12 protein-coding genes are annotated in these 18,038 nt (G+C 71.9%); 1 reads left to right on the top strand and 11 read right to left on the bottom strand.

The genetic code is table 11. The annotated features are described in order from the left end of the window. The 11 genes from VF647_18865 to VF647_18815 form a co-directional block, all read right to left on the bottom strand. On the bottom strand, window positions 1–349 hold a 349-nt coding region (locus VF647_18865), incomplete at its 3' end, for a response regulator (protein HEX8454157.1). A 446-nt stretch (window positions 350–795) separates the two neighbouring features. Next, the gene (locus tag VF647_18860; protein HEX8454156.1) at window positions 796–1,677 is read right to left on the bottom strand and encodes a DUF4097 family beta strand repeat-containing protein; all 882 of its coding nucleotides are present in this window, start codon (window positions 1,675–1,677) and stop codon (window positions 796–798) included. Window positions 1,678–1,753: 76 nt separating this feature from the next. Beyond that, a complete protein-coding gene (locus VF647_18855; protein ID HEX8454155.1) occupies window positions 1,754–4,192 on the bottom strand; it encodes an ABC transporter permease in 2,439 nt (812 codons plus the stop codon). A 4-nt stretch (window positions 4,193–4,196) separates the two neighbouring features. Then, a complete protein-coding gene (locus VF647_18850) occupies window positions 4,197–6,590 on the bottom strand; it encodes an ABC transporter permease (protein HEX8454154.1) in 2,394 nt (797 codons plus the stop codon). Window positions 6,591–6,980: 390 nt separating this feature from the next. After that, window positions 6,981–7,658 carry an ABC transporter ATP-binding protein gene (locus tag VF647_18845; protein ID HEX8454153.1) on the bottom strand — a complete coding sequence of 226 codons (678 nt, stop codon included), beginning with the start codon at window positions 7,656–7,658 and terminating at the stop codon, window positions 6,981–6,983. A 194-nt stretch (window positions 7,659–7,852) separates the two neighbouring features. After that, complete coding sequence (locus tag VF647_18840) at window positions 7,853–9,211, bottom strand: amidohydrolase family protein (GenBank protein HEX8454152.1); 1,359 nt, start codon at window positions 9,209–9,211, stop codon at window positions 7,853–7,855. Between the two features lie 212 nt (window positions 9,212–9,423). Next, on the bottom strand, window positions 9,424–11,847 hold the full coding sequence (locus VF647_18835) for an ABC transporter permease (protein ID HEX8454151.1): 2,424 nt from the start codon (window positions 11,845–11,847) through the stop codon (window positions 9,424–9,426). A 468-nt stretch (window positions 11,848–12,315) separates the two neighbouring features. Then, the gene (locus tag VF647_18830) at window positions 12,316–14,730 is read right to left on the bottom strand and encodes an ABC transporter permease (GenBank protein ID HEX8454150.1); all 2,415 of its coding nucleotides are present in this window, start codon (window positions 14,728–14,730) and stop codon (window positions 12,316–12,318) included. Then, window positions 14,730–15,470 (bottom strand): ABC transporter ATP-binding protein, encoded by a 741-nt coding sequence (locus VF647_18825; protein HEX8454149.1) that lies wholly within the window; start codon window positions 15,468–15,470, stop codon window positions 14,730–14,732. Before VF647_18825 ends, VF647_18830 begins: the two co-directional genes overlap by 1 nt. Before the next feature lie 158 nt (window positions 15,471–15,628). Continuing rightward, window positions 15,629–16,873, bottom strand: a complete 1,245-nt coding sequence (locus VF647_18820; protein HEX8454148.1) for an HlyD family efflux transporter periplasmic adaptor subunit — start codon at window positions 16,871–16,873, stop codon at window positions 15,629–15,631. Window positions 16,874–16,938: 65 nt separating this feature from the next. Then, window positions 16,939–17,172, bottom strand: a complete 234-nt coding sequence (locus VF647_18815) for a hypothetical protein (GenBank protein ID HEX8454147.1) — start codon at window positions 17,170–17,172, stop codon at window positions 16,939–16,941. A 292-nt stretch (window positions 17,173–17,464) separates the two neighbouring features. Here VF647_18815 and VF647_18810 point away from each other — a divergent pair, with 292 nt between their 5' ends. Continuing rightward, a complete protein-coding gene (locus VF647_18810) occupies window positions 17,465–17,815 on the top strand; it encodes a hypothetical protein (protein ID HEX8454146.1) in 351 nt (116 codons plus the stop codon). Window positions 17,816–18,038: the final 223 nt, after the last annotated feature.

Below are 18,038 nucleotides of genomic sequence, written 5' to 3'. Positions count from 1 at the left end.
GGTTGTCCCACGGCTTCTCCACGTAGTCGCGCGCGCCGCGCCGCATCGCCTCCACGGCGCTCTCCACGCTCCCCCACGCCGTCATCACCACGATGGGGAGCGACGGATCGGCCGCGTGGATCTGCGGAATCAGCTCCAGCCCCTCTTTGCCGGAGGTGGTGTCGCGGGCGTAGTTGAGATCCATCAGCACCACGTCCAGCTCCTTCTCCCGCGCGGCGGCCAGCGCGGACGCGGGGGAGGTGGCCGTCTCGATGCCGTACCCCGCGCCCTTCAGAAGGAGGCGCAGGGCCTGGAGGATGTCCGGCTGATCGTCGGCGATCAGGATGCGGGGCGGAGCGGTGGGAGCCATGGGGTGGACCGGATCAAGTGAGCGCGGCCGGCCCGGTTCGCGGGCCGGCCGCTGGATTCTAGCACCTGAGTGCGTGAGTGCGTTAGTGCGTAAGTGCGCTGTTGTCTCTCGCAGGGCCGCGATTCATCGCGCCCCTCCCCTGCGCCGCTCCGCCGCCCGCCCAACATCAATATCATCGTAGGGGCAGCCCCGTGTGGCTGCCCGTGCCCCGCGCCGCGCCAAACCCCGCCACCGCGCACCGGCCGCCGCGTGCGAGACCGCTTCAGCGGTCTTCCCGTGGTTCCAGCCGGGGTATTCATCCTCCGGTGTCGACGCGCGCCGGTGTTCATCCCCCGGCGTTCGTCCCCGGGCGTTCAGGCGCCGCCGGTGCTCACCGCAGGGACACATCGCCGGACGATACGTCGTACCGCATTACATCGGCCCACGATGCATCCGCCATCGACTGCTTACTGCGCTCCCCCCGCCCGCTCGAGCGCGATGCTGCCGCTGCCGGTGGAGATGCGCAGCGAGCGTCCGCCGCGGCCGATGGTGCCGTGCAGCCGGTGCGCGGTGATGCGGCCCGTGGTGCGCACCTCGAACTCGCTGCGCACCGACCCGCTCCCCGTGCTGGCCTGCAGCTCCGCCCCGAAGTCGCCGGGAAGGCGCAGGGTGATGTCGCCGTTTCCGCTGCTGAAGCTCAGGTCGCCCGTGGAGCGCAGCGAGGCCATCGTCACGTTGATGTCGCCGTTGCCGCTGGAGGCGCTGACCGGCCCGGCCGAGGTGGCCACGTCGATCCGCCCGTTGCCGGACGATGCGCGCACGGCGCCGCGCGCGCCCTGCACCTGGATCGTCCCGTTGCCAGAGGAGGCGCTCACCTCCGCGGCGCCGGGGCCCACCCGCACGTCGCCGTTGCCGGTGCTGGCGCGCACCCCCGCCGTGGCGCCGCTCACGTCCACGTCGCCCGTGCCGCTGCTGGCGGCCAGGAGCACGCCCGCGGGCACTTCCACCGTGAAGTCCGCGCGGGCGTGGCGATTCCCGCGATGCGAGTCGTCGCGGATCCCCTGCGCCGTGCAGGTGGCGCGCTCCGAGTACAGCGCGCAGATGGTCACGTTCTGCCCGTCGCGCACCAGCTCGAAGCGGATGCGCTCGTCGCCCTGCGCCCGGCGCACGCGGCCCCGCACGGTGGCCGTGCCTCCCTGCGCGCGGGTCACGTTCACGTCCCCCGCGCCGGTGGAGACGCGCAGGGTGGCGCCGGCCGGGATGGAGCCGCTCCAGTCGTAGCTGTCGCGCTGGGCTTCGAGAGGCGCCGCGGCCAGGAGGGCGAGGGCGAGGAGGGTCAGGTTTTTCACGGGCAGACTCCGTTGCGAAGAGGGTCGTATGTACGGCACGCCGGATAGGATGCTCGCCGGCGCGAAGTCGTTTGCATCACTCGCTGCGCAGCGCCACCATGGGGTCCACGCGGGCGGCGCGGCGCGCGGGAATCCAGCTCGCCAGGAGCGCGGCGCCGCTCAGAACCGCGAGAGCCAGCGCGAACGAGGTGGGGTCCACCGGCTCCACTTCGTAGAGGATGCTGCCGATGGCGCGCGTGGTGGCGAGCGCGACCGCCACGCCCAGCACGGCGCCGGCCGCGGCGAGCGCGCCGCCCTGCCGCAGCACCATCGCCACGATGCGGCGCGGGCCGGCACCGAGCGCGGCGCGGATCCCCATCTCGCGGCGGCGCTGCGTGACGGAGTACGAGACGACGCCGTACAGCCCCACCGCCGCCAGCGTGAGCGCCACCCCGCCGAACAGGGTGAAGAAGGTGGCGATCCAGCGCGCCTGGGCCAGCGACTCGGCCACGTTCTCGGACATGGGCGTCACCGTGGGCGCGGGCTGCCCGGGAGTCGCCTGCGCCAGCACGCGGCGCAGGGGCGCGACCAGCGAGGCCGGGTCGCCGGCGGCGCGCACGTGCAGCGTGAGGTACGAATACGTCTGCCGCGGCGAGCGGAAGTAGAGCGTGGGCGGCGCCTCGGCGGCGATGGCGGCGGCGCGCACGTCGCCGATCACGCCGGCCACGTGGAAGACGTCGTCGCCCATCTGGATGCGCTGGTCCACGGCGTCGCGGCCGGGCCAGTACTTGGCGGCGAGCGCGCGGTTCACCAGCACCCGATCCTCGTCGCCCGCCGGGCCGAAGGGACGCCCGCGCAGCAGGGGGATGCCCATGGTGCGCAGGTAGGCGTCGTCGATGGACATGATGGCGGCGCTGGGGTCCTCGCCCGGCGGCGGCGTGAAGCCCGGCACCTCGAAGGTGGACGACATGGACATCCCGGTGAGCGGCGCCATGTTCGCGAACGTCGCATCCTCCACCCCCGGCAGTGCGCGCACCCGGTCCAGCACCTCCTGCACGCGCGCGGCGGGGGGCGGCCCGAAGCTCTCCTTGCCCGGCTCGGCGAAGTTGACGCCCGCGGTGACGATCTTCTCCGCGTCGAAGCCGGGATCGACGTCGTTGAGCTTGCCGAGGGAGCGGAGGACGAGCCCCATCGCCACCACCAGCACCAGGGTGATGGAGACCTGGCCCACCACGAGCGCTCCCTGCACCGCCAGGCTGCGGGTGGCGCCCTGTGCCCCGCCGTCGCGCAGCGCCGTCAGCAGGTCGCGCGCGCCGGCCCCGATCACGGGCACCAGCCCGAACGCGATCCCCGCCACCACCGACACCCCCAGGGTGAACGCCAGCACGCGCGCGTCGAGCGAGGGCGACACCCGCGCCACCTCCGGGATGCGCGAGGCGAGCGACACGCCGGCCCACGCCAGCAGGAGCCCCGCGCCCCCGCCCATCAGCGCGAGCACCACGCTCTCGGTAAGGAGCTGGCGGGCGATGTGGCCGCGCCCCGCGCCCAGCGACGAGCGGATGGCGATCTCGCGGCGGCGCGAGGTGGCGCGCGCGAGCAGGAGGTTGGCCACGTTGGCGCAGGCGACCAGCAGCACCATCGCGACGACGGCCATCAGCAGGTACGCGGCACGCTCCCGCACCGCGCGCGTGTCCTGGTCCAGCGAAAGGCCGGCCACGTTCCCCGCGGGCACCACCCGGGACAGGCGGCCGGCGTTGGTCTCGGGATACGCGGCGGCCAGGCGGCGCGCGGTCAGGTCGGCGGCGAGCTGGGCGCGCTCCACCGTCACCCCCGGCTGCAGCCGGCCGAAGACGGTGGCGAACGACACCGAGCGGGTGTCCAGCGGGTTCATTTTGGGGTCCAGGAAGGCGGCGCGTGCGCGCAGCGGGACCCACACCTCCGCCGGGTTCTCGCCCCCCAGCGCGCGGAAGACGGTCTCGCTTCCCACCACCCCCACCACGCGGAAGGGGTGCCGGTTCAGGACGAGGGTCTTCCCCAGCACGCCGGGGTCGGCGTTCATGCGGGTGCGCCAGTACGATTCGCTCACCACCGCCACCGCGCCCGGGTCCTCCGCCCTGTCGTCGGAAGGGAGGAGGGTGCGCCCGCGGATCGCCTTCACCCCCAGGACGCGAAAGAAGTCGCCGCTGACGGCCGCTCCCCGCGCGCCCTCCACCGCGCCGGTACCCACGCGGAAGCCGCGCGTCTCGTGCGCCGCGAGCCCCGCGAACACCTCGCGGCGCGCGCGGTAGTCCTCGAAGTCGGGGATGGACCACGAGTAGCCCGGGCTCACCTCCCCCGTCTCCACGTTGCGGTTCATGGGGTGGAGGCGCACCAGCGCGCCGGGGTCCTCCACCGGCAGGGGGCGCAGCATCAGCGCGTCCACCACGCTGAACGCCGTCGCGTTGGCCCCGATCCCCAGCGCCAGCGTGAGCACGGCCGCGGCGGTGAAGCCGGGGGCGTTCCTCAGGGAGCGCAGGGCGTAGCGCAGGTTCGTCATGCGATCACTCCGAGCGAAGGGCGATCATGGGATCGACGCGTGCCGCGCGGCGGGCGGGGAGCCAGCTCGCCAGCACGGCGACGGAGGCCAGCAGGAGCGCCACGAGGGCGAAGGTGAGCGGGTCGCTGGGGCTCACCCCTTCCAGCAGCCCCGCCATCAGCCGGGTGACGGCGAGGGCGCCCGCGAGTCCGATCCCCACGCCGATCGCCGCGATGGTGAGCCCCTGCCCCACCACCATGCGCAGGACCTGCCCGGTGCGCGCCCCCAGCGCCATCCGCACGCCGATCTCGTGGACGCGCTGCGCGACCGCGTACGCCATCATCGCGTACACGCCGGTGACCGCCAGCAGGAGCGCGACGAAGCCGAACGAGGCGAACATCCCCCCGAAGAGCCGCTGCCTCCAGAGCGACTGCCCCGCGACCTCGGCCATCGTGTGCACGTCGGCCACCGCCACCCCCGGATCGATCTCGCGGATGGCGCGGCGCAACGCGGGCGCCAGCGCGGCTGCGTCGCCCGGGGTGCGCGCGACGAGCGCCATCGAGCGGCTTCCGTGGTCGCCCGCCGGAAAGTAGAGCTGCGGGCGCGGTGCATCGCCGCGATGCTGGCCGCTGATGTCCTCCACGACTCCGATGACGGTGCGCCAGTCGCCGCCGATACTCACGGTGTGGCCGAGCGCGCTCTGCCCCGGCCAGAAGCGCTCCGCCATCGAGCGGCTGACCACCACCACGGGCGCGCCGGCCGCGGCTTCCTGGGCGGTGAAGGGGCGCCCGGCGCGCAGCCGCAGCCCCATCGCCTCCGCGAATCCATCCGTCGTGCGCCGCACTTCGGCCTCCGTGCGATCGGAGCCGGGCACCTCGCGCCCGTCCACCATCACGCCGCTCGTGGAGGAGCCGCCGGAGAGGGGGAGCCAGTCCGCCATCCCCGCGCTGGCGACGCTGGGGAGCGGGCGCACGCGGTCCAGCACCTGGCTGAAGAACGCGGTGCGCGCAGCCTTGGTCTCGTAGCGCTCGCCGCTGATGGTGATGCGCATCGACACGGCGCCGTCGAGGCGGAAGCCGGGGTCGGCGGAGTTGAGGTGGACGAAGGAGCGCACCATGAGCAGCGCGCCCGTCAGCAGCACCGCCGCCAGGGCGAGCTGCCCCATCACCAGCGCCGACTGCAGCCGCCCGCGCCTCGCGCCGGTGGTGGAGCCGCGTCCGCCATCGCGCAGCACCCCCTGCAGGTCGCCCGAGGTGGCCCGCAGCGCCGGCGCCAGCCCGAAGAGCAGCCCGGTGCCCAGCGACACGCCGAGCACAAAGAGGAGCACGGTGCGGTCGATGTCGAACACCATCCAGAGCGGCGGCTGGAAGGGGAACGACGACATGATCAGCCGCAGCCCCCACATCGCCAGCCCGATCCCCAGCGCGCCGCCGAGCAGCGACACCAGCGCGCTCTCGGTGAGGAGCTGGCGCACGATGCGCCCTCTCCCCGCCCCGATCGCCACGCGCACGGCGATCTCGCGGCGCCGGGCGGCGGCGCGGGCCAGGAGGAGGTTGGCGACGTTGGAGCAGGCGATCAGGAGCACGAAGCCCACCGCGCCCATCATCACCAGGAGGGGTGCGCGCACCTCGCCGGACCAGCTCTCGCTGAAGTCGGTCGCGCGCACGCCGGTGCCCGCGTTCGTCTCGGGGTAGCGCCGCGCCAGCTCGCGCGAGACGGCGTCCAGCTCGGCGCGCGCCTGCTGGAGCGTGGCCCCCGGGCGCAGCCGCCCGATCACGGACATGTACCGGCTCCCGCGCTCCTCCTGGACTTCGGGGCGCAGCGGTGTCCAGAAGGTCTGGTTGTCCGGGAAGCCGAAGTTCTCTGGCATCACCCCGACGACCGTGTGCGGCACGCCGTCGAGCGACAGAGTGCTGCCGACGATGCGCGGGTCACGCTCGAAGCGCCGCTCCCACTCCTGGTGCGCGATCACCACGACGCGTGCCGCGCCGGGCTTCCCCTCCTCGGGAAGGAAGGTGCGCCCCAGCGCCGCCCGCGCCCCGAGCATGGAAAAGAGCCCGGCGCTCACCACCTCGCCGCTCACCTCTTCCGGCTCCGCGCCGCGCCCGGTGAGGATCATGCGGTCGTCGTAGTACGCCCCCATCGCCTGGAACGACGGGCTCCCCGCTTGCCAATCCACGAAGTTGGGATACGAGACGCTGCTCTCGTCTCCCGTCTTCTGGTGCAGCGTACGAAGCACCACGAGCCCATGTGGGTCCACGTGTGCCGGCGGGCGCAGCAGAATGGAGTTGACCACGCTGAACATCGCGGTGTTCACCCCGATTCCGAGCGCCAGCGTCGCCACCGCGACCAGCGCGAACCCAGGGCTGCGCCCCAGTGCGCGCATCGCGAAGCGAAGGTCCTGGAGGAGCGTGTCCATGGAAAAAAAGTGCGTTAGTGCGTTAGTGCGTGAGTGCGTTTGTGCGCACCGCGTAGGGGCGTCATTCATCACGCCCGTGCCCGACACTGCCCCACCGCCCGCCGTTACCCGCGCCACCCAGGAGCGAATGAATCCGCCGCTGTAACCACGCGAAGTCCGCCCGCGCGGACTCACGCGTCCCATCATTTGTCATCCTGAGCAAAGCGCCTCACCGGCGCCCGCCCGGGCTCGATCCTCTGGCGCGAAGCGAAGGATCTACTGCGCGTGCCGCTAGTTCCGCGCGGACGGCCACGTGGTGCGCGTGCGGGCTCCCTCAGGATGCCAAAGAGGAACGAGCGTCACCCGAGGTTTCTAACGCACTCACGCACTAACGCACTCACGCACTTCCGTTCATGCCGCCGCTTTCTCCCCCACCACCCACCCATCCGCCAGCTCGATCACCCGGTCGCCGGCAGCCGCATTCGCCTCGGAGTGCGTCACCTGGATGATGGTAGTCCCGGCGCGGTTCAGCTCGCGAAAGAGGTCCATGATCTCGCGGCCCTGCGACGAGTGCAGGTTGCCCGTGGGCTCGTCCGCCAGGATCAGCGACGGCTCGGCGATGATGGCGCGCGCGATTCCTACGAGCTGCTGCTGCCCGCCGGAAAGCTGGTTCGGGTACAGGTCCTTTTTGCCGACCATCTGGAAGCGGTCCAGCGTGTCGCCCACGCGCGCCGCCCGCTCCTTGCGCGGCACGTCGCGGTACGAGAGGGGGACCTCCAGGTTCTCGGCGACGGTGAGGTCGTCCAGGAGGTGGTACTGCTGGAAGACGAAGCCGATGTGGCGCCGTCCGAGCGCCGCGCGCTCCTTGGGCTTCATGGCGTGCACCGGCTCGCCGCTGAACCAGTACTCGCCGCTCCACGCCGCGTCGAACATCCCCAGAATGGCGAGGAGGGTGGACTTGCCGGCGCCCGACGGGCCCGTCACCGAGACGAACTCGCCGGGAGCGACGTCCAGGCTCACGTTGCGAAGGACGTACGTCTTCGCCGCACCCGCGGGGAAGGACTTCTCGACGTTTCGGAGGCGGATCATGGGAGAGCGTGGAGTTCGAAGGAGTGCAGCGGCGCCCGGAACGATCGCCCCGGACGCCATAATCAAGTGCGACAGCCATGCCCGGCGCAACACCGCCGTAAGTCACTGCGCCCCATCATCTTGGCGCGATGGAGACCCGCGCGCATGTCCGTGGGTGGGAAAGCGTCGTCCCAAAAACGGACACCCGGAACGCGCTACCTCGCGGCCCGCTCCGCGTCGGCCAGGAGCGCATCGAGAGCAGCGCGGTCCAGATAGCGTCCGTTCAGCACCACGCCTCGGATCTTTTGCGTGTTGCGGATGTCGTCGAGCGGGTTTGCGTCCAGGAGCACCAGGTCGGCGAGGCGGCCGGCGGCGACGGTGCCGAGCGAATCCGCCCTGCCCATGAAGCGCGCGGGGCGCAGGGTGGCGGCCTGGAGCGCCTGGAGCGGAGTGAAGCCCGCCATCTCCACCAGCAGCGCGAGCTCGTCGTGCGTGGAGAACCCGGGCACCACCAGCGGTGCGCCCGCATCGCTCCCCACCATCACCACCATCCCCTCCGCGGTCAGCTCGCGCAGGTTACGTACGTCGTCGCGGTACAACGCGCCCCAGTCCAGCGGCGTCTCGTATTTGCGCGTCTTCGCCTCGTCGCGCCAGCGCTGGAGGATGCTCGCGGGGAGGTAGCGCATCCGTGGATCGTCGCCGCTGGCCAGCACCAGGAGCGAGTCGCCGGAGAGGACGCGCCCGCGCCACGTCACCAGCGTCGGTACGATGGCGGTGCCGTTGGCGGCGAGCGCGCGGTACACCGAGTCGCGCCCGGTGCGCGACTCGGTGATCGCGGGAAAGAAGCCGTGCTCGAAGCTCGCCATCCCCGCCATCGAGGCTTCCACGGGCGACATTCCGCGGTTCATGTGCGCATAGACCGGGAGGCCGCGCTCGCCCGCCCGCTGCATGAGCGCGCGGAGCACCTCGGGCGCGGGGTAGTTGCGCACCTTGACGTGGTCCGCGCCGAGCCGCGCCACCGAGTCCACGAACGCGATCGCCTCCGCCGTCGTCGAGGGTCCGAACCGCGAGGCGAGCCAGGCGGTGTTCTGTCCCTCCCGCTCCTGCATCTGCCGTACGGCGGCGATCCAGCGCGGGCTCTCCACCACGGGCGAGGCGATCTTCATGCGCGGGCCCATGCGCTGCCCGGCCGCGATGCTGTCGCGCCACGCGCGCACCGTCGCGAAGTCGTCCGCGCCCATGTCGCGGATGCTGGTCACGCCGTTGGCCGCGTACAGCAGGAGGGAGCCCGGCCCGTTGCCGTACACGTGCGTGTGCATGTCCCACAGCCCCGGGATCAAGAACTTCCCGCTCGCGTCCACCACCCGCGTCCTCCTCCCCACGCGCACCGCCGTCCCCACCTCCCGAATCCTGTTCCCCGCGACGACCACCGTCCGGTCCGGCAGCAGCCTCCCCGTCTCCACATCCACCACCGTCGCGTGGGTAAAGGCAATCGGCGTGTCGAACGGCGCAGGCACCGCCGCCGGCCCGCACGCCACGAGGAACCCCAGGAGGATCGATCGAATCTTCGTCATGGTCACCCGTTTCGAGCCAACATGCCTTCCGTAGGGGCGCGATTCATCGCGCCCGTGCCCGCCCCCGCTCCACGCCCCGCCCCACGCACGCCAAATCCCGTAGGGGCGGCCCCGCGTGGCCGCCCGTGCTCGCCTCCACCCCGAAAAACGCAAAGGCGCAGAGATCCTCTCTCCACGCCTCCGCGTCTCCGCGTCTCCGCGTGAGCCCGCGGTTACTCCGACCGCAACGCGATCATCGGGTCCACCTTCGACGCGCGCCGTGCCGGGAACCAGCTCGCAAAGAGCGCCGCGCTCACGAGCAGAACCACCACCACGGCAAAGGTCGCGGGATCGGTGGGCGAGACGCCGTAGAGCTGGCTGCTGAGCACGCGCGTGAGCACCAGCGCCGCCACCAGGCCCGCCAGCACGCCCCACGCGGTCAGCCCCAGCGTCCACTTCATCACCATGCGCAGCACGGAGGGCGCCTCGGCCCCCAGCGCCATGCGAATGCCGATCTCGCGGGTGCGCCACGCCACCGTGTACGAGATGACGCCGTAGATCCCCAGCAGCGCCAGCCCAAGCGCCGCCGCCCCGAACACCGCCGTCAGGATCGCGAACATGCGCGGCTCCGCGATCGTGCCCGCCACCAGCTGCCGAAGCGTGGTCACGCCCACGATCGGCTGGTTCGGCGCCACCTCGTGGATGGCCGCCGTCACCGCGCCGGTCATCGCCGCGGGATCGCCCTGGGTGCGCACGAAGAGCTTGGTGGCGTTGCGGGAGAAGGGGCCGTTCATCGACACGTACATGGCCCCGCCCGGCTCCGCCGCCAGCCCCTCGGTGCGCACGTTGTCCGCCACCCCGATCACCGTCAGGTCGGCCTCGGCGGCCGCCAGGCGGAACGTCTTCCCCAGCGGGTCCTTCCCCGGCCACAGGCGCGTGGCGAGGGAGCGGTTGATGATCACGCTCAGCCGGTCGCCCTCCACGGAGTCGCTGAAGTCGCGCCCGCGCAGGAGGCGGATCCCCAGCGCGCGGAAGTACTCGGGGGTCACCATGAAGAGCCCCGCGTCGGGCTTCACCTCCACCCCCGGCTGGTCGTTGAGGGCAAAGCTGTACGGCTCGCCGCCGCCGTGCAGCGGGAGCGTCTTGCTGGCGCCCACGGCCACCACGCCGGGCACCTGCCGCACGCGATCCAGGATGCGGTTGCGGTACGCGATCCGCTCCTCCGCCCCGCCCTCCATCTCCGGCGCGGAGACGCTCATCGCCAGCACCTTTTCGGCGCGGAAGCCGGGGTCCACGTTGGCCAGGCGCCAGAGGCTCTTGAGCATGAGCCCGGAGCCCATCAGCAGGACCACGGCGAGCGCCGTCTCGGCCACCACGATGCCGTTTCGGGCCGCGGCGCGCTCGCGCCCCTCGCTGCCGCCGCGCCCGCCGCCCCGCAGCGCCTGTCCCGGCTCGCCGCGCGACGCGCGGATGGCGGGCCACGACCCGAACATCGCCGCCGTCCCCAGTACCGCGGCCAGGGCGAACGCCGCCACGCGCGCGTCGGGGCGGATGTTGTCGGCGCGCGGCAGGTCGCCCGCGCCCAGCGCCACCAGCCAGTCGACCCCCATCAGCGCCAGCCCGAAGCCCAGCAACCCGCCCGCCGCGGCGAGCAGGAAGCTCTCCGCGAGGTGCTGGCGGATCAGCCGGCCGCGCTTCACCCCCAGCGCCACGCGGATCGCCGTCTCGCGGCTGCGGGCGGTGCTGCGCACGAAGAGGAGGTTCGCCAGGTTTGCGCAGGCTATCAGCAGCACCAGCACCACCGCGCCGAGCAGCACCAGGAGCGCCGGCCTCACCCGCCCCAGCAGCGCATCCGACAGCGGAACGACGGCGGCGGAGCCCCACCCCTCGTTGGTGGCCGGATACTGGCGCGCCAAGCCGCCCAGCGCGGCATCGGTCTTCTTGCGGACGGCGGCGAGCTCGGCGCCCGGCGCCAGCCGCCCCACCACGGTCATGAAGCGGCTGTCGCGCGCCCGCCCGATGTCGTCGGGGCCGAAGATGGCGAGTGGGATCCAGGCGTCCACATCGCGCGCCGGGTACTGGAAGGAGGGCGGCATCACCCCCACGACGGTGAAGGCGTCGCCGTCGAGCTGCACGCGGCGCCCCACCACCGAGCGGTCGCCGCCGTAGCGGCGCGTCCACAGGCCGTGGCTCAGCACGATGGCCTTGGGACCGCCGGCCACGCCCTCCTCCGCGCGCAGGGTGCGCCCCACCTGGGCATCCACCCCCATCGCGGGGAAGAACTCCTTGGTGACGAAGGCACCGGAAAGTACCGCCGGCTCGCCGTCGCCCATGAGGTTCATGGTGCTGTTTCCCGGCGCGTACCAGAAGCCGGCGAGCTGCGCGAACTCGGGCACGGCGCGCTGCAGGTCCAGGAAGTCCGGCTCGGAAAAGGTGCCGTCCGTGACGCCCTCGCCCGCGTTGACGTGCTTCAGCTCCACCAGCCGCTCCGGCGCCGCGTACGGCAGCGGGCGCAGGAGCACGCCGTTGACCACCGTGAAGATGGCCGTGCTCGCCCCGATCCCCAGCGCCAGCGTCAGCACGGCGATGGTGGTGAAGGCCGGGCTGCGCAGCAGGGTGCGCAGCGCGTAGCGGAGGTCCTGGATCAGCGAGTCCATGGGATGGATACTCCTGGAAGGGTCTGGTCGAAAAAGTGCCAAGTGCCAAGTGCCAAGTGCCTAGTGCCTAGTGCCGTATGCCCGGTGCTCCCCATTCTTTTGTCATCCTGAGAGAGCCGCCTGCCCCTCCCTCCGCCGTGCACTGCACACTCCGCGGCGAACGAAGGATCTAGCCGGCGAGGCAGGAGGACAGCGCCGTCACCACGAGCCCCTCGTTACGCGCAGTAGATCCTTCGCTCCGCGCCAGAGTCTGGAGACGGGCAGAGGTCGGTGCAGCGCGTCGCTCAGGATGACAAGAAAAGGAGGGGCGCCAAAGTTCATGGGTGCGTCCACGCACCCGCGGATTCGCGCACTCACGACACGCGCCCCCTCCCACGCCGCCCCGGCGCTCACGCGCCCTCCAGCCCTAACGCACTCACGCACTTCTGTTACTAGGCACTAGGCACTCGGCACTCGGCACTGCCGTCCCTATTCCGCCCTCAACGCCACCATCGGATCCACCCGCGCGGCGCGGCGGGCGGGGAGCCACGACGCCAGCAGCGCTACCGCCAGCAGAAGCACCGGGACGGCCGTGAAGGTGAGGGGATCGGTAGCGCTGACGCCGTACAGGAGGCTCGAGAGGAGGCGCGTGGCCGCGATGGCCATCACCAGCCCGATCGCCGCGCCGAGCGCGGTGATCTTGAATCCGTGGCGCACCACCATGCGCACCACGTCGCCGGCGCGGGCGCCGAGGGCCACGCGCACGCCGATCTCGCGCGTGCGCTGGCCCACCTGGTACGCCAGCACGCCGTAGATGCCGATGCACGCCAGCAGCAGCCCCAGCACCCCGAAGCCCCCGATGAAAAAGGCCGCGATGCGCTGCGGAAAGAGCGACACGCCGATCATAGACGTCAGCGGCATCGCCTGCTCGGGGGCGACGTTGGCGTCCATCGCCTGCAGCTCGCGGCGGATGGCCTCCAGCGCCGCGCCTGCGCCGCGGTCGGCGCGGGCCATGATGGCGACGCCCGGGCTGTAGTTCTGCGCGACGGGGCGGTAGAGGAAGGAGACCGGCCGCTCGCCGAAGCGCTCGTAGGTGCCGTTCGCGACCACTCCGACCACTTCCAGAGGCGGGCCGTCGCCCAGGCGCACCGTGCGGCCGAGGGCGCTGGCGCCGGGCCACAGCCGCTGCGCCAGCGTCTGGTTGATGACCACCACCGGCGGCGCCCCGTCGCGGTCCGCGCCGGTGAAGACGCGCCCGGCGCGCAGCGGAATGCGCAGCGTGGCGAAGAAGCCGGGGTCCACCGCGTCGATGCTGACGGTGACCGCCTCCTTCTTGCCCGGCAGGCGCAGCTCCTCGCTGCGCACGTTGCCGCTCATCGGCGCGAAATCGGCCAGGGTGGCGGAGCGCACGCCCGGCGCCGCGGCCACCCGCTCCAGCAGCCGGCGCTGGAACGCCTCGCCGCGCGCGCGGTCGTAGCCGTGCGGCTCCAGGTCCACTCGCGCCACCGCCACGCCCTCGGCCACGAAGCCGGGATCGGCGGAGATCGAGTGCTGCAGGGTGCGGCCAAAGAGCCCGGCCACCAGCATCAGGAGCATGGCCAGGGCGAGCTGCCCCACCACGAGCCCGCTGCGCAGCCGTCCGCGGCGGGCGCCCTCGCGGGAGCCGCCGTCCTTGAGGCCGCTGAGCACGTCGGTGCGCGAAGCCTGCAGCGCCGGCATCAGCCCAAAGGCCACGCCGGTCAGCAGCGCCAGCGCCAGCGCGAAGCCCAGCACGCGCGGGTCCGGGCGCAGGTCGAAGGCGATGCGCGTGGGGAAGGGCGGCTGCATCGAGGAGAGCACCCGCGTGAGCCAGATCGTCAGCACCACACCGGCGCCGCCGCCCAGCAGGAAGAGGAGAACGCTCTCCCCAAGGAGCTGCCTCACCAGATTGCGGCCGGTGGCGCCCACGGCCAGGCGGATCGCCATCTCGCGGCGTCGGGCCACGGCGCGGGCCAGCAGCATCCCCGCCACGTTGGTGCCGGCGATCAGCAGCACGAAGAGGGCGGTCGCCAGCAGCATCCCCATGAACGCGGCCACGGGCATGCGCATCTCGCCCGGCACGCCGGTCAGCGGCTCCACGCGGACGTCCAGCACCTTTGCGTTGGGCTCCTCCAGCGGCACGCGCGCGGCGGCCACCTTGAGCGCGGCGCCCACGCGCTCCTCCGTCATCCCCGGGCGCAGGCGTCCGAAGAGGATGAGGGAGGCGCCGGGATTGGAGTTGACCGCCTCGTTCGCGGTGCCGACGCCGGCGGCGCCGAGGGTGACCCACACATCCGCCACGCCGCCCACCAGCGTCCCGCCGAACTCCTTCGGCGCCACGCCGACCACGGAGAGCGGGCGGCTGTCCAGGTGCACGGTGCGCCCGATGACGCCGGGGTCGCCCCCGAAGCGCGTCTGCCACAGGTGGTGGCTGATGACGGCGAGCTGCTCCTTTTCTTCGGGGCCGGTGAAGAAGCGGCCCAGCGCGGGCCTCACCCCGAGCACTTCCCAGTAGTTGCCGGACGCCACCACGCCGGTGAGCACCTGCGCCTGCCCGGTGGCGCGCAGCGACATCTCTTCGTAGCGCTGCGCCGCCAGCCCGGAAAAGATCCCCGCGGTGGCCTCGCGATAACCCACGTAGCGCGGGTACGACACGGCGCTGTAGCCCATCGACATCGACCGCATCCCGCGCAGCGTCTCCTGCATCCCCACCACGCGCTCCGGCTGCGCGATGGGAAGGGGGCGCAGGAGGAGCGCGTTCACCAGCGAGAAGACGGTGGTCGTGGCGCCGATCCCCAGCGCGATGGTGGCGATGGAGACGAGGGCGAAGAGGCGGCTGCGCAGCAGCGACCGCCCTGCGAGGCGAAGCTCCCGCGCGAAGTCCATCAGCCCACCTCGAAGCCGTGCCGCTCCAGCTCCGCCGCCACCGCCGACGAGCGCTCCTCGCGCACCACCCGGCCGTCGAACATGTGGATGCTGCGCTCGGCGTGCTCGGCGTAGCGCGGGTCGTGCGTCACCATGACGATGGTGGCGCCCTCGCGGTGGAGCTCCTGCAGCAGCCCCATCACCTGCTCGCCGTTGGTGGAGTCCAGGTTCCCGGTGGGCTCGTCCGCCAGGAGCACGGAGGGGGTGCCGGCGATGGCGCGCGCCACGGCCACGCGCTGCTGCTGGCCGCCGGAGAGCTGCGCCGGGTAGTGCCCCACGCGGTGCCCCATCCCCACCCGCTCCAGCGCTTCGGTGACGCGCTTGTTGCGCTCGGCCGCCGGCATCCCGCGGTAGGTCAGCGGCAGCTCCACGTTCTCCTTCACGGTCAGGTCGCCGATCAGGTTGAACGCCTGGAAGATGAAGCCGATCTCGCGGTTGCGGATGTGCGCGCGCTGCGAGGCCGTGAGCCCGGACACGGGCTGGCCGTTGAGCGTGTACGTGCCGTCGGTGGGCGAATCGAGCAGCCCCAGGATGGAGAGGAGCGTCGTCTTTCCGCAGCCGGACGGCCCGGCGATCGCCACGTACTCGCCGGAGCGGATCTCCAGGTGGACGTTGTTGAGGGCGTGGGTCTCCACCTCTTCGGTAAGGAACACCTTGCCGACAGAGTCCATCTGGATGAGCGGCTTGGTTGCGGTTTCCATGGAACGGCTCCGGGGGTTGGATGGGGACTGAAGTGCGTGAGTGCGTTAGTGCGTCAGTGCGTTTGGGACTACAGGGCAGGGCTTCGTGCATTGGATGCGCGGGAGCGTGAATACGTTGGGACGCACTCACGCACTCACGCATCAACGCACCTGTCCCCTTACTTCAGCTTGACCCGTTCCGAGCCGTCGTACGCGCTCATGTCGGACAGGATCACCACGTCGCCCGGCTTGAGGCCGGAGATTACTTCGACCGTGCTGGCGGAGCCGCGGCCCAGCTTCACCGCGACGCGCGCCGCCTCGGCGCCGGCGGGGTCCAGGCGGAACATGCTGACGGTGCTCTCCGCCTGGCCGTAGGCGGGGCGGCCCACGTACATCACGTTCGTCAGGCGCTCGATGTCCACCGTGCCGTCCACCGACAGGTCGGGGCGGGCGCCGCGGGGGAGGGGGCCCTCCAGCGTCACGTCGATCGCGACGCTCCCGTTCTGCACCGAGGGGTCAATGCGCACCACGCGGCCGCGCACGATGCCGTTGCGCGTGTCCACCGAGGCGGGGAGGCCCACCACCAGGTCCTTGGCCTGCGTCTCGGGGATGCGGAGCACCGCCTTCAGCCGGCCGGGCTGCACCACGCGGGCGAGGGTGGTGCCGCTGTTCACCCACTGCCCCGGCTCGACGGAGAGCTCCTGCAGCACGCCGTCGCTGCCCGCGCGCACCTGCATGGCGTCGATCTGCCGCTGCTGGAACTGGATGAGGGTGCGCAGGATCCCGAGCTGCGACTGCTGCGCGGCGATCTGCGAGCTCATCGACTGGCTGATGAAGGCCAGGCGGCGCTGCTCCACCCCCAGCCGCACGCGAAGCTCCTCGGCGTTGTCGCGGGCGCGGTCGAGCTCCTGCTGCGACACCATCTTCTGCGCGGCGAGCCCCTCGGCGGCGCGCGCCAGGCGCTCGTTCTCGCGAAGCTGGTTGCGCACGGTGGCCACAGTGGCCTCCTGCGTCAGCCGCTGCGACTCCAGGTTGCTGCGCAGCGTCGCGAGGTCGCTCTCCGCCGCCGCGAGCTGGCGCCGGGCCTCCAGCGCCTGCCGCTCCACGTCGGGGTTGGAGAGCTCGGCCAGCACGGTGCCGGCCTTCACCGCGGTGCCGGGGAGCACCAGCTTGCGCTCCACGCGGCCGGGAACGACGGCGGGAACCCAGCGGATGTCCTCGGCCACCAGGGTGCCTGGGCCGCGCACCTGGCGCAGCATGTCGCCGCGGCGCACCGTGTCGGTCCACACGGTGGCGCGCTCCACGCCGGGAGCGGCCGGGTCCAGGCGGGCGAGCGCCACGGTGGCCCCCGCAAGCACCGCGATCCCGGCGCCGCCGATCACCCAGCGTGCGCGCTTGCTCTTCTTGGGGCGGGGAACGTCCACGGTCGCAACTCCTGCAAGTGATGGATCGGCGGGCGCGATTGCGCAGCCGAATGAGGTCGTAAGGGTCAGCGGGTGGCGCTCAGGCGCTCCACCGCGGCCGTCAGGGCGCGCAGCTCCACTTCCATCCCGGCGAGCCGGTCGTCCAGCTCGTCGTCGTCCGTGCCGGGGCGGCGCACCCGCGCCACGGCGTGGAGCACCGGCACCAGCCCGAAGCGCGCCGCCAGCCCCGCGAGCGGAAAGATCAGCACGGCTCCTGTAATCCAGAGCACGAGTACGGTGGCGAGGTCGAAGGAGGGCATGGCGCGGATTTGTCTCGTAGTTGATGAAGTGCTTCGTTCGCGGCGAACACCCTTAGGGCGAGGACCGTGCCCCGTGCGCCCGCTTCGCAACCCGTTGACTCTGCTGCACTTACACGCTCGCCCTCGTCACCCTGAGCCGGTTCCGTGCCCGCCGTTGGGAAAATCCCGTCCCAAAAACGGACACTGCGCCGGGGCGCCGCACTTGACCCGCGTGCGCGCGGTCGATAGGGTGTGTCGCTCGTGGGGGCGGCAGCGTACCGGTCGAGAGATCAAGGGTGAGGAGAACCGCATAATGGCTGATCCGAGGGCGGATGCGCGCTTCGACGCGCTGGTATCGCAGGTGCACGACTGGACGGAGTCGGCGGTCGCGCTGGACGAGGGGCACTTTCCCGGCGAGCTGCTGAGCGACCTCCGCGACCTGATCGAGGAGCTGAAGGCCTTCCTGGACGATGCGGAGCCGGGGACCTACAAGCGCGGCGACGTGATCGAGATGTTCGTCACGCCGGAGATGGCGGAGGTCACCGACCGCTTCCCCAAGGTGCGCCGCCTGCTGGAGAGCGCCTGGGGCTCGCAGCTCATGGAGCTCCTCGCCGAGGAATCCGCCGGCTACGAGCACGGCGACGACGACGAGGACGAGGAGTAGGAAGAGAAGTGCGTTAGTGCGTTAGTGCGGAAGTGCGTTGGTGGAAGTGCTAAGTGCTAAGTGCTAGAGTCCTGAACTGCGGTGGTGTAGCACTCAGGACTTGGCACTTAGCACTTTCTGTTTGTAACGCACTCACGCACTAACGCACTCACGCACCCGCTGGTTCACTCCTTGCCGCACCAGCCCGCGAGGAGCCCTCCCAAACCCCCCACCCCACCGATGC

This window comes from Longimicrobium sp. (assembly GCA_036387335.1).
In the GTDB taxonomy this organism is placed as follows: Bacteria; Gemmatimonadota; Gemmatimonadetes; order Longimicrobiales; family Longimicrobiaceae; genus Longimicrobium.
The sequence above is the reverse complement of the archived record's forward strand: the minus strand, read 5'-3'. Positions and strand labels throughout refer to the sequence as shown.

What these genes read in the sequence shown, in the direction of transcription:
- VF647_18855 (HEX8454155.1), bottom strand. Translation starts at nt 4,192, where the DNA reads ATGACGAACCTGCGCTACGCCCTGCGCTCCCTGAGGAACGCCCCCGGC.
- VF647_18850 (HEX8454154.1), bottom strand. Translation starts at nt 6,590, where the DNA reads ATGGACACGCTCCTCCAGGACCTTCGCTTCGCGATGCGCGCACTGGGG.
- VF647_18845 (HEX8454153.1), bottom strand. Translation starts at nt 7,658, where the DNA reads ATGATCCGCCTCCGAAACGTCGAGAAGTCCTTCCCCGCGGGTGCGGCG.
- VF647_18840 (HEX8454152.1), bottom strand. Translation starts at nt 9,211, where the DNA reads ATGACGAAGATTCGATCGATCCTCCTGGGGTTCCTCGTGGCGTGCGGG.
- VF647_18835 (HEX8454151.1), bottom strand. Translation starts at nt 11,847, where the DNA reads ATGGACTCGCTGATCCAGGACCTCCGCTACGCGCTGCGCACCCTGCTG.
- VF647_18830 (HEX8454150.1), bottom strand. Translation starts at nt 14,730, where the DNA reads ATGGACTTCGCGCGGGAGCTTCGCCTCGCAGGGCGGTCGCTGCTGCGC.
- VF647_18825 (HEX8454149.1), bottom strand. Translation starts at nt 15,470, where the DNA reads ATGGAAACCGCAACCAAGCCGCTCATCCAGATGGACTCTGTCGGCAAG.
- VF647_18815 (HEX8454147.1), bottom strand. Translation starts at nt 17,172, where the DNA reads ATGCCCTCCTTCGACCTCGCCACCGTACTCGTGCTCTGGATTACAGGA.
- VF647_18810 (HEX8454146.1), top strand. Translation starts at nt 17,465, where the DNA reads ATGGCTGATCCGAGGGCGGATGCGCGCTTCGACGCGCTGGTATCGCAG.